Source organism: Streptomyces sp. NPDC004134, assembly GCF_042874195.1.
Classification (GTDB): Bacteria; Actinomycetota; Actinomycetes; order Streptomycetales; family Streptomycetaceae; genus Streptomyces.
In genome coordinates, this window is record NZ_JBIAMS010000030.1 from 1 (window position 1) to 11,669 (window position 11,669).

An 11,669-nucleotide genomic window follows, 5' to 3' on the forward strand; every position below is an offset into this window, starting at 1 on the left:
TCGCCCGGGAGATCTACCACCACCTACCCCACACGACCCACACCACTAAACCGCTCCCACAAACCACTTGACGATCCATAGGAGCTTCAGCGCGGGGGTGGCGGGGCGTTGAGCTGGTACGTCGTGGGTGGGTCCGGGGGTACGTTGCCGGGCCCGCGGTGGTGCGTGAGGTGGCCCCGGAGGGAGCGGGCGCCCTGATGCTGTGCGAGGGACGCAGAGCCCCACGGACGGGGTGACCGGACCCGGCCGCGGGGCCTTCCCTGAGCGCTGATGCCCCGGGGCGATGCGGGGAAGAGGCCGGAGGCGGGCCGGGGCCTGTTGCGGGTTGCCCCGGTGGACGGGGGCGAAAACCGGCGCGGGGCCGGCCAGGTTGCGGGCGTTCCCGGCGCCGGGGTGGGGGCCCGGTGCAGGCGGGCCGGGGGCGGGGTGCTCCCGGAATCGGGGGGCGACGGCGGTGGAGGTGCGGACCCTGGTCGCCGGACTTGCCGACGCCGTAGGGGAGACGGGCGTCGGGGTGGGCGAACTCGTAGGCGAAAGGGCCCGACGTGTGTTTTGGAGCATCGGGCCCACCACGCCGGAGCCAGCCACGCCCCCGAAGGAACCCGCCCCGGCCGCAGCGGCGATCACACGCGACAAGCCGCGCCGTCCAGTGCCCGGAAATCGCGCACCCGGGGAGGCAACGCCCGACCCGCCGCCGCACGACGTTCGCCCGCCCGGTGACGGTTGCGCGCCGGGGTTCCGCGCGGCGTCGACCGCGCAGTGCGCGCGTGCCACCGGGCGAAACTCAGGCCCCAGGGCCCGAATCCGGCCCGGCCCCGGGGGTGTTACCGCGAGTTACGACCCAATCCCTCCGCCCGGACGCCACGGACCACGGCCAGCAGCCCTCGGAACCGCCGCGTGCGCCCCGATGCGCGAAAGCAGCGCGGGTAGGTGATTTGCCCCGTTCAGCGGGGGCGTTACCGCGAGTCCGGCCGCACTTCTCCGCATGGGCGCTCTGAACGGGCGTGGCCGGGCTCGGCATCGGGCGGGTGCGTACCGATGGGCGAAAGTCCGCCCGCGGGGGTAATTTGCCCCAGTTCAATGGAGGTGCCGCCCGGAGTTCCGCCCGCTCGCGTTCAATCGGGGTGGTCTGGGCGGTGGTTGGCGTGGCCGGGCGGGCGAAAGTCGGGACCGGTGGGCGTTTTGATCGGTTTTCGGGGCGGGTTGCCGCGAGTTTCTTCCCGGTCGCGTTCGTTCCGTGCGGTCCGGGTGGCTGTGGCCTGGGGAGTGCGCTGGGTGGGCGAAAGTCGGCGCCTGGGCGCCAAGACGAGCCGTATCCAGGGGTGTTCCGTAAGTTACGACCCAGTTTCTCCGCTCCGGTCGGGATCGCGGGGCGTATGCACGTCGCGTGGCAGGCGTTGGGCGTTGCATCCCCGGGTGCGCGGGTTCTGGGCACTGGCGGGCGCCGGGTGGTGTGCGCAATCGCCGCCGGGGCCGGAACCGGGCCCTCCGGGGTGCCGGCCGCCGGGCGAGGTGGGGCCCCGATGCTCCAAAAACCCCGTACGAACCGCTCCCACGCGACACCGCTCCACCCCCACCCGGACCCCCGGCACCGGCAGGCCCTCCCGTCCGCCAGGACCCCGGCCCCGGCCCGCCCCACGAACGCACCCCGACCCGGCTTCCCCGGTGCACCCCGGCCCCCGCGCACCCCGGCCTCCCGGCTCGGACCCCGCGTACCCGGCCCCACCCCCACGACGTACCAGCTCAACGCCCCGCCACCCCCGCGCTGTCACACCAGCCGCATACCCTTGGGTGGGTGTGAGGGGGAATGGCTACGGGGCGGGCGAGGCGGTGCAGCTCCGCAAGCCCTGCCGGAGGGAACTGATCGCAGAACTGCGCGCGGCGGGGGTACGGGTCCCGCGGTGACACGGCGGGGCAGGGGCGGGCGACACCCGGCACCCCGCACCCGGCACCCGGCACCCGGCACCCGGCACCCGGCGGGAACCCGCTCAGGGGCCGGCACGCTCCCGCGGGTCCGTGGCATCCCCCCGAAGGTCCCGCCCTCCGCCACCCCGCACCTGCGGCCGCGACGTGGTCGGCGGCTCGTACGCTGGACGCATGGTGTCCGGCACACTCCCCCGGGTCCGTGGCACCCCCCGAAGGTCCCGCCCACCGCCGCCCCCCACGTGCGGCCGGGAAGTCGCCGGCGGCTCGTACGCTGGACGCATGGTGTCCCAGCGGCGGCCCGGTCAGGCCGCGCCCCCGGCGCGGTCCGCGCGGCCCGTCGGGTCCGCGACCCGGGGGACGACCAACCCCAACCGGCTGCGCCGCATGGACCGCTGGATCGCCGCCGCCCACGGCCCCGCCCTGCGCCGCACCGCGCGCGCCGAGGGCCGGGCCGTCGCCGTCGACCTCGGGTACGGCGCCGCCCCCTGGACCGCCGTCGAACTGCTGGAGCGGCTGCGTACCGCCTGCCCGCGGGCCGAGGTCGCGGGCGTGGAGATCGATCCGGAGCGGGTGGCCGCGGCGCGCCCGTACGCCCGCGAAGGGCTGACGTTCCTGCGCGGCGGCTTCGAGGTCCCGCTGCCCGGCGGCGCCCGCCCGGCGCTGATCCGGGCGGCCAACGTGCTGCGGCAGTACGGGGAGGAGGAGGTCCCGGCCGCGTGGGCGCGGCTCACGGCACGGCTCGGCGCGGACGGGCTGCTGGTGGAGGGGACCTGCGACGAGGCGGGCCGGCGGCACGTGTGGGTGGCGCTGGGTACCGAGGGCCCGCGCACCGTCACCTTCGCCGCCCATCTGGCGACCCTCGCCGCGCCCTCGGACCTGGCGGAGCGGCTGCCGAAGGCGCTGATCCACCGCAACGTCCCGGGCGAGCCGGTGCACGCGTTCCTCCACGACTTCGACCGCGCCTGGTCGACGGCGGCCCCGTACGCCCCCCTGGGCGCCAGGCAGCGCTGGATCCGTACGGCGAGCGCCCTGTCGGCGGACTGGCCCCTGACCGACGGCCCGGGCCGCTGGCGCCAGGGCGAGCTGACGCTCCCCTGGGCCGCGGTGGCCCCGCGGGGCTGGGCGTCCTAGCCCGCCCGCACCGCCGCGGCCTGGGCCCCCGTGCCGGAGCCGCCCCGCGGGAATGAAGCCCCCCGCCGCCGGTGTTCCTCCCAGGACGGCGGGGAGGACGGCGATTCCGAGGAGGAAACAGCAGCCGTGAGCCACCACCTGTCCCGGCTCCGCGCGCTCGCGCGGCACCGGCGGCCGCGTCGCGTCGCCATGCTCTCCGTGCACACCTCGCCCCTGCATCAGCCGGGTACCGGCGACGCCGGGGGCATGAACGTCTACATCGTCGAACTGGCCCGCCGCCTCGCCGAGGTCGGCGTCGAGGTCGAGGTCTTCACCCGCGCCACCACCGCCGGCCTCCCGCCGGCCGTCGAGCTGGCGCCCGGCGTGCTCGTCCGGCACGTGGCCGCCGGCCCGTACGAGGGGCTGGCCAAGGAGGATCTGCCCGCGCAGCTCTGCGCGTTCACGCACGGCGTAATGCAGGCCGAGGCCGGGCACCGCCCCGGCTACTACGACCTCGTGCACTCCCACTACTGGCTCTCCGGCCAGGTCGGCTGGCTCGCCGCCGAGCGCTGGGGCGTGCCGCTCGTGCACGCGATGCACACCATGGCCAAGGTCAAGAACGCCGCGCTGGCCACCGGCGACAGCGCCGAGCCGGCCGCCCGCGTCATCGGCGAGAGCCAGGTCGTGCGGGCCGCGGACCGGCTCATCGCCAACACCGACGACGAGGCCCACGACCTGATCCACCACTACGACGCCGACCCCGCCCGCGTCGCGATCGTGCGCCCGGGCGTGAACCTCGACGTCTTCCGCCCCGGGGGTCCCGGCCGCCCCGGCGACTCCCGCGCCCGGGCCCGCGCCGCGCTCGGGCTGCCGCAGGGCGCCTTCGTGCCGCTGTTCGCCGGCCGCATACAGCCGCTCAAGGCCCCCGACGTGCTGCTGCACGCCGTGGCGCTGCTCCTGGAGCGGGAGCCGGCGCTGCGCGAGCGGCTGGTGGTGCCGGTGGTGGGCGGGCCGAGCGGAAGCGGTCTCGCCAGGCCGGCGGCGCTGCAGAAGCTGGCGGCGAAGCTGGGGATCTCCGATGTCGTACGGTTCACGCCGCCGGTGGCGCAGGAGGCGCTGGCCCGCTGGTTCCGGGCGGCGTCGGTGCTGGTGATGCCGTCGTACAGCGAGTCGTTCGGGCTGGTCGCGCTGGAGGCGCAGGCGTGCGGGACGCCGGTGGTGGCGGCGGCGGTCGGCGGGCTGCCGGTCGCGGTGCGCGACGGCGTCACGGGGCTGCTGGTCGACGGGCACGACCCGGCGGACTTCGCCGACGCGCTGGGGCGGCTGGCCGCCGACACGGCGCTGGCGGGCCGGATGGGCACGGCGGCGGCCGGGCACGCGGCGGGCTTCGGCTGGGACGCCGCGGCCCGCGCGACGGCGGACGTGTACGCCGCGGCGATCGCCGGGTACCCCCACGCCGTAGAGCCTCGCCTACGATCGCCGCATGGCTGAGGCAGCGAGCACGGACACGGCCGCGAGCGCGGCGGGCAAGGTCGTCGAGGACACTCTCCGCGAGGCCGGGATCGAGTACGAGTCGCCCGCCCCGGGCACGTACGTCGCCTCCCTGCCCGGCACCCGGAAGCTGTCGACCACCTGCCAGCTCATCGTCGGCCGGCACTCCCTGTCGGTGAACGCCTTCGTGATCCGCCACCCCGACGAGAACGAGGCCGGGGTCCACCGCTGGCTGCTGGAGCGCAACACCCGGCTGTACGGGGTGGGTTTCGCCGTCGACCGGCTCGGCGACATCTACCTCGTCGGACGGCTGCCGCTGGCCGCGGTGACGCCGGAGGAGCTGGACCGGGTGCTGGGCACGGTGCTGGAGACGGCGGACGGCAGCTTCAACAGGCTGCTGGAGCTGGGGTTCGCGACGGCGATCCGCAAGGAGTACGCGTGGCGCACGGCCCGCGGGGAGTCGACGCGCAACCTGGAGGCGTTCACGCACCTGACGCGGGCGGAGCAGCCGGAGCGCCGGGAGCAGCCTTAGCAGCCGGAGCAGCCGGAGCAGCCGGAGCAGCCGGAGTAGTACGCAGCGAGTCCAGCATCCGCGCCAACGCCGCCCAGGTGTCGGCGAGATCACCGGGCCCCGCGTCGGCGGCCAGCCACAGCGCCGCCTCGTTCATTGCGCCCGACAGCAGGTGCGCCAGCGGCGCCACCGGCTGCCGCACGACCACCCCCGCCGCCACCAGCTCCGTCAGCGCCTCGGTCAGATGCCGCGCGGAGGCTGCCTCGTCCATCGCCCGCCACTCGCTCCACCCGAGCACCGCGGGCCCGTCGACGAGCATGATCCGCTGCAAGTCCGGGTCGGTGCTCGCGGTAAGGAACTCGCGGCAGCCGGCGGTCAGTTGCCCCCAGGGATCCGGCTCCCGCCCGGCGGCCGCCGCGACCCGCCGGCCGACCTCCTGCTGCACCTCCTCCAGGACGGCGCGGAAGAGGTCGGCCTTGCCGTCGAAGTGGTGGTATAGCGCGCCCTTCGTCACGCCGGACGCGCGCACGATCTCGGCCAGCCCCACGGCCCCGTAGCCGCGGCCCGCGAACAGCCGCCGGCTCTCCCGCAGCAGCGCCCGCCTGGTCTGCGCCCGCTGCTCCGCCCTGACTCCGCCGCGCGTGGTCATGCGCACCTCCCGATTTGACGTACCGATGGTATGCGAACTACGGTTTTGACATACCGATGGTACGCGAAAGGAGTCGGCCATGGAGCTGACCAGTTTCTATCCGGTGATCGGCACGAGCCGGCTGACCGAATCCCGGGACTTCTACGTCCGGCTGATGGGCTTCGAGGTCACCTTCGAGGCCGACTGGTACGTGAGCCTGCGCCGCCCGGGCGACCCGGCGTACGAGCTGGCCCTCCTCGACCCCGAGCACCCCACAGTCCCCGAGGGCTACCGGTCGGCGGCGCGGGGGCTGCTGCTCAACTTCGAGGTCGCGGACGTGGACGCGGAGTGGGAGCGGCTCGTCGTCCGCGAGGGGCTGCGGCCCGAACTGGAGCTGCGCAGCGAGGACTTCGGGCAGCGGCACTTCATCGTCGCGGACCCGAACGGGATCCTCATCGACGTGATCACGCCCATCGCGCCGGCCGGCGAGTTCGCCGGGCAGTACGCGGCGCAGTAGGGCCGCGGCAGGCGGCAGCGGCCGGGCGCCCCTTTGCCGCCCGGGACCCTCAGGCCGCCTCGGAGGGCAGGGTCGCCAGGAGGGCGTCGACGAGGGCGCGGTCGTGGCCCTGGGTGAGCCGGCGGCGGGCCGCGGCCGGGGGGAGCCAGTCGACCCGGTCCACCTCGTGGTTGGGGACGAACGCGCCCGCGGCCGCCCGCGCGGCCCAGTAGCGGACCTCCTTGGGGCGGCCGTCCGCCACCCGGTAGTGCGTCGTGGGCAGCGGGGCGCCGGGCTCGCAGGCCATGCCGGTCTCCTCGGCGACCTCGCGGACCGCGGCCGCCAGGGGCTCCTCGCCGTGCTTGAGCTTGCCCTTGGGGTGGGACCAGTCGTCGTACTTGGGGCGGTGGACGAGAGCGATCTCCAGCCCGCCGGGGACGTCGGGTGCGGTACGCCACAGGACGCAGCCCGCGGCGCGGATCGGGTGGATCGGGTGCTCCTTCACTCCTGCTCCCCTCTCGTCTGCCAGAGCCTGCCGAAGGTGAAGCGCGCGGCTTCCACCTCGTGGCGCTGGTCGGCGTGGAGTACGCCGAGGGCGTAGGCGGTGGCGGGGGCGATCCGCGGCGTCGCGGCGGCGGCCGCGGCCGCGGCGGCGGCCTCGACGGCCTCGCGGTCGCGGTCGAGCGCGGCGGCGGCCGCGGGCAGCGGCGGTCCCGCGGGGCGTACGGGGACGGTGCCGGGCGGGCAGGCCGCGAGGATCTCCGCGGCGTGCCGGGCGCGGCGGACGAGGGCGTGCACGTGCCGCCAGGGGGCGTCGTCGCGGTCGTCGGCGGCGGATGCGCGGGAGGCGGCGAGCCCGCGCGCGAGCGCGGCGGCGTTGTACGGGCGGCCGGCGCGGGCCAGCGGCAGCGCGGCGACGGCGGCGGCCAGCACGCGGCGCAGCTCGTCGTGGTGCTCGGGCAGCGCGGCGGCGGACCGCCGGGCGGCGCCGGTCAGGGGCGCGTCGGAGACCAGCAGCGCGACGGCGTCGGCGAGCGCGTGGTAGCGGGCGGACGTCAGCGCGTCCAGCGCCTCGGAGTGCGCCCGGCTCCGCGCCAGCCCCAGCCGCCGCTCCAGCAGCGCCCCGGCCCGGGCCGCCCCCACGCTCCGCGGGGCGCCTGCCGCGGGCACGGCGGCGGTGGCCACCCCGGTACGGCGCCCGCGGTCGGCAGCCGTCCACCCGGCACCGGAGCCGGAGGAGCCCGAAGCGCGCGATGCGGAACCGGCGGCGGAAGGATCACCGGCCGCGGACGCGGAGACGCCGGAGGCGGAACGGGCGGAAGGGGAGGTCTCGGAGGCATGTCGCCCGGCCCCGCCCCGGGACCGCCCGCCGCGGGCCGCGCTCGCGAGCGCGCCGCCCGGCCGCCGCGCCGCGGCGGTGGCCGCGGTGCGTGCGTCGCCGGTGGCGGGCTCCCGGTCGGGATCGCCGGGTCCACCCCGCGTCACGCCGCCGCCCGCGGGCACGGCTCCGGCGCCGCTCCCAGGCCGCGCCCCCGGCACCGCGCCGGGGGAGCGGGCCGTACCGGCCGGGTCCGCGATCCGGTCCGGCCGTTCCGCCGCTTCCGGTGGCGCCTCGCCGGACCCGGCGTGACCCGCCGGCGCGAGCACCGTGCCCCGCGTGTCCCGTACACCCGCGCCCGGACCCGCGGGCGCGCTGCCCTCGGCGGCCTTGCCGGTATCCGCGTCGCCACCGGCCGCGCCGCGGGCCGCGGCGTCCACGACCCGGCCCCGGTCCGCCGCGCCGGCCGCGAGGTCAGCCGCGTCCTCCTCGCCCGACAGCCGCCGCAGCGCCGTCACCAGCCGGTCCCGGCGCGCCGCGTACACGTGCTCGCGCAGCACCGTCGTGCCCAGCCAGTACAGCTCGCCTTCCAGGCGCTCCGCCCACTCCGGGTCCAGTAACGGGCCGAAGCAGCCCAGCGCGTCCGCGATGCGGAACGCCGCGTCGTGGACCGCGCCCGCGACCGCCGCCGCGCCCGCCTCGGCGCCCGCCTCCTGGGCCGGCAGGTCCCGCAGGCCGCGGAGCAGCTCGGTGGCCTGCGTGCTCAGGTACCGGGCCAGCACCTCGCCCGCGGCGAGCGTGCCGCCGCCCGGCGCCACCGTGGCCGTCACGGATGTCTCATGCGGCGATGACACGCCGGCGCCTCCGGGCGTCGATGAGCATTTCCTGTACGTTCGCCAGCCGGTTCCCCGCGTCGTCCACCGCGTTGCGCGTCCAGTCGCCGTTGGAGTCCAGGTGCCAGGAGTCGACCGTGTCCGACATGCCCGTCTCCAGCAGCCGGTTCAGCGCCTCGCGGTGCGCCGGTTCCGCGACCCGGACCAGCGCCTCGATGCGCCGGTCGAGGTTGCGGTGCATCATGTCCGCGCTGCCGAACCACACCTCCGGCTCGCCCCCGTTGCCGAAGGCGAAGACCCGGGAGTGCTCCAGGAACCGGCCCAGGACGCTGCGCACCCGGATGTTCTCCGAGAGCCCCGGCACCCCGGGCCGCACGGCGCAGATGCCGCGCACCCAGATGTCGACCGGCACGCCCGCCGCCGACGCCCGGTAGCAGGCGTCGATGACCGCCTCGTCGACGATCGAGTTGACCTTGATGCGGACGTACGCGGACTGCCCGGCCCGGTGGTGGGTGATCTCGCGGTGGATCCGGTGGACCAGGCCCTCGCGCACCGACGTCGGCGCGACCAGCAGCCGGCGGTAGTTCTCCCGCCGCGAGTAGCCCGAGAGCCGGTTGAACAGGTCGGAGAGGTCCGCGCCGACCTGCGGGTCGGCGGTCAGCAGGCCCAGGTCCTCGTAGAGCCGGGCGGTCTTCGGGTGGTAGTTGCCGGTGCCGACGTGGCTGTAGCGGCGCAGGGTCTCGCCCTCCTGCCGTACGACGAGCGACAGCTTGCAGTGCGTCTTCAGCCCGACGAGCCCGTACACGACATGGCAGCCCGCCTCCTCCAGCTTCCGCGCCCACTTGATGTTCGCCTGCTCGTCGAAGCGCGCCTTCAGCTCCACCAGCACCAGCACCTGCTTGCCGCTCTCCGCGGCGTCGATGAGGGCGTCGACGATCGGCGAGTCACCCGACGTGCGGTACAGCGTCTGCTTGATGGCCAGTACGTCCGGGTCCGCCGCCGCCTGCTCCAGGAACGCCTGGACGGAGGTGGAGAAGCTGTCGTACGGGTGGTGCAGCAACACGTCGCGCTCGCGCAGCGCCGCGAAGATGTCCGGCGCGGACGCCGACTCGACCTCGGCGAGGTCGCGGTGCGTGCCGGCGACGAACTTCGGGTACTTCAGCTCCGGCCGGTCCTGCGAGGCGATGCCGAAGAGCCCGGTGAGGTCGAGCGGTCCCGGCAGCGGATAGACCTCGGCCTCGGAGATCTTCAGCTCGCGGACCAGCAGGTCCAGCACGTACGGGTCGATGGACTCCTCCACCTCAAGACGCACCGGGGGCCCGAAGCGGCGCCGCATCAGCTCCTTCTCCAGCGCCTTCAGCAGGTTCTCCGCGTCGTCCTCCTCGACCTCCAGGTCCTCGTTGCGCGTGACCCGGAAGGTGTGGTGGGCGAGGACCTCCATGCCCGGGAAGAGGTCTTCGAGGTGGGCCGCGATGACGTCCTCCAGCGGCACGAACCGCTGCGCGCCGCCGACCGTGGCGGTCTCCAGGAACCGCGGCAGCAGCGGCGGCACCTTGACGCGGGCGAAGTGCCGGTGGCCGCTGACGGGGTTGCGGACGACGACCGCGAGGTTCAGGGACAGTCCCGATATGTACGGGAACGGGTGCGCCGGGTCGACCGCCAGCGGCGTCAGCACCGGGTAGATCTGCTGCCGGAACAGGGTGAAGAGCCGGGCCTGCTCCTTCTCGCCCAGGTCGGCCCAGCGGATCAACTGGATACCCTCGTCGGCCAGCGCCGGCTGCACGTCCTGCTGGAAGCAGGCGGCGTGCCTGGCCATCAGCTCGCGCGAGCGGTTCCAGATCAGGTCCAGCACCTCGCGCGGCTGCAGCCCGGAGGCGGAGCGGGTGGCGACGCCGGTGGCGATACGGCGCTTCAGGCCGGCGACGCGCACCATGAAGAACTCGTCCAGGTTGCTGGCGAAGATCGCCAGGAAGTTCGCCCGCTCCAGCAGCGGGGTGGCCGGGTCCTCGGCCAGCTCCAGCACCCGTTCGTTGAACGCCAGCCAGCTTCGCTCGCGGTCCAGGAAGCGGCCCTGGGGCAGTTCTTCGTCCGCCTCCTGGCCGTCGTAGTCGTCGGCGTCGGCGTCGATGTCCGGGTCGATCTGCTGGGCCGCGCGCTGCATGGCGGGGGCCACCGCGTGCGGGCGGCGGGCGGCGATCGAGCCCACCGACGGCTGGGCCGGCTGCGCGGGCTGGGTGACGAGGGGCGAGCTGTCGTCCATGCCCCTATTCTCCCGTGTCCGGGCCTGACCCGGCACGGCGGAGAGGTTCGCGGCGGAGCGCTGCATCCGTCGATGCTCGCAATTGAGGTTGAACCGAGGGTAACGACACGACTAACCCTCGGTGTGTGCTACGGCCCGCCCGCCCTGGTCAGCCCTCCGTGCGGTACATCAGATCCGTCTCGTGGGTGCTGAAGCCCATGCCCTCGTAGACGACGACCGCCGGGGTGTTGTCGGCGTCGACGTACAGCATGGCCGTGGGCATGCTGCGGTCGTACGCCAGATGGCGCAGCCCGATCGTCGTCAGCGCCTTGCCGAGCCCGCCGCCCTGCGCGTCGGGGTGCACCCCCAGGACGTACACCTCGCCCAGGTGCTCGGCGCTGTGCACCTTCGTCCAGTGGAAGCCGACGAGCTTCCCGGCGCGCTCGGCGAGGAAGAAGCCGCGCGGGTCGAACCACGGCTCGGCCATCCGGTCGTCCAGGTCGGCCTGGGTGAGCGAGCCCTGCTCGGGGTGGTGGGCGAAGGCGGCGGCGTTGAGGGCCAGCCACTCCGCGTCGTCCTCGCCGGGCCGGAACGTACGCACCGTGACCCCCGCGGGCAGCCGCGGCTCGGGCGCGGCCTCGCCCCCGTACGCGTCGAGCGGCATCCGCAACTGGCGCAGCTCGCGGAAGAGCGTGAGCCCGAGCAGTTGCGCCAGGTGCCGGGCGGCGGGGTGGCCGCCGTGCGCCCACAGCCGCATCCGCTGCCCCGACTCGGTGAGCAGGGCGCGGCCCAGCGCCCGGCCGTGGCCGCGGCGGCGGTGGTCGGGGTGGACGACGAGTTCGGCGGCGGGCGGCTCGACGGGGTCGGTCTCCTCCAGTTGCGCGTAGCCCGCGGGCTCCGTGCCGTCGTAGAGGAGTAGGTGCTTGACGCCCTCGCGGTGGCCTCTGCGCAGGGTGAGCCGGCCCTGCTCGGAGACGGCCTGCCGGCCGTCGGTCGCGGCGGCGGCGTCGATGATGCCGAGCACGGCGTGGGACTGGGACGGGGTGAGCTCGTCGAGCACCTCGATGCGCCTGCCGCGCGGCTTCCCCGTGTCGGTCTTACCGGACTCCGTCATGGA

At 75.4% G+C, this 11,669-nt stretch carries 9 protein-coding genes; 4 read left to right on the plus strand and 5 right to left on the minus strand.

Annotated elements, in window-relative coordinates:
* Positions 1-2,205: 2,205 nt before the first annotated feature.
* The 3 genes from ACFYVJ_RS29505 to ACFYVJ_RS29515 all read left to right on the plus strand — a co-directional run bounded on the left by ACFYVJ_RS29505 (position 2,206) and on the right by ACFYVJ_RS29515 (position 5,059).
* Entirely contained in the window at positions 2,206-3,057 is an 852-nt protein-coding gene (locus ACFYVJ_RS29505) for a class I SAM-dependent methyltransferase (RefSeq protein ID WP_388897795.1), read from the plus strand.
* A gap of 126 nt (positions 3,058-3,183) precedes the next feature.
* Complete coding sequence (mshA, locus tag ACFYVJ_RS29510; protein ID WP_388897798.1) at positions 3,184-4,527, plus strand: D-inositol-3-phosphate glycosyltransferase; 1,344 nt, start codon at positions 3,184-3,186, stop codon at positions 4,525-4,527.
* Positions 4,520-5,059 (plus strand): YbjN domain-containing protein, encoded by a 540-nt coding sequence (locus ACFYVJ_RS29515; RefSeq protein WP_388897801.1) that lies wholly within the window; start codon positions 4,520-4,522, stop codon positions 5,057-5,059. The genes mshA and ACFYVJ_RS29515 overlap by 8 nt, the downstream gene beginning before the upstream one ends.
* On the opposite strand, the gene ACFYVJ_RS29520 is transcribed toward ACFYVJ_RS29515, so the two are convergent.
* Positions 5,010-5,687, minus strand: a complete 678-nt coding sequence (locus tag ACFYVJ_RS29520) for a TetR/AcrR family transcriptional regulator (protein WP_388897804.1) — start codon at positions 5,685-5,687, stop codon at positions 5,010-5,012. The two genes, ACFYVJ_RS29515 and ACFYVJ_RS29520, sit on opposite strands and share 50 nt — an antisense overlap.
* A 79-nt stretch (positions 5,688-5,766) precedes the next feature.
* Here ACFYVJ_RS29520 and ACFYVJ_RS29525 point away from each other — a divergent pair, with 79 nt between their 5' ends.
* A complete protein-coding gene (locus ACFYVJ_RS29525) occupies positions 5,767-6,183 on the plus strand; it encodes a VOC family protein (RefSeq protein ID WP_388897807.1) in 417 nt (138 codons plus the stop codon).
* A gap of 49 nt (positions 6,184-6,232) precedes the next feature.
* Here the strand turns inward: ACFYVJ_RS29525 and ACFYVJ_RS29530 are convergent, their stop codons facing one another.
* From ACFYVJ_RS29530 to mshD, 4 genes are all read right to left on the minus strand, one after another.
* Complete coding sequence (locus ACFYVJ_RS29530; protein WP_388897810.1) at positions 6,233-6,667, minus strand: NUDIX hydrolase; 435 nt, start codon at positions 6,665-6,667, stop codon at positions 6,233-6,235.
* Positions 6,664-7,740 (minus strand): hypothetical protein, encoded by a 1,077-nt coding sequence (locus ACFYVJ_RS29535; RefSeq protein ID WP_388898071.1) that lies wholly within the window; start codon positions 7,738-7,740, stop codon positions 6,664-6,666. The genes ACFYVJ_RS29530 and ACFYVJ_RS29535 overlap by 4 nt, the downstream gene beginning before the upstream one ends.
* Before the next feature lie 577 nt (positions 7,741-8,317).
* Positions 8,318-10,573 carry an RNA degradosome polyphosphate kinase gene (locus ACFYVJ_RS29540; RefSeq protein WP_388897813.1) on the minus strand — a complete coding sequence of 752 codons (2,256 nt, stop codon included), beginning with the start codon at positions 10,571-10,573 and terminating at the stop codon, positions 8,318-8,320.
* Positions 10,574-10,721: 148 nt separating this feature from the next.
* Complete coding sequence (gene mshD, locus ACFYVJ_RS29545; protein WP_388897816.1) at positions 10,722-11,666, minus strand: mycothiol synthase; 945 nt, start codon at positions 11,664-11,666, stop codon at positions 10,722-10,724.
* Between the last annotated feature and the right edge of the window lie 3 nt (positions 11,667-11,669).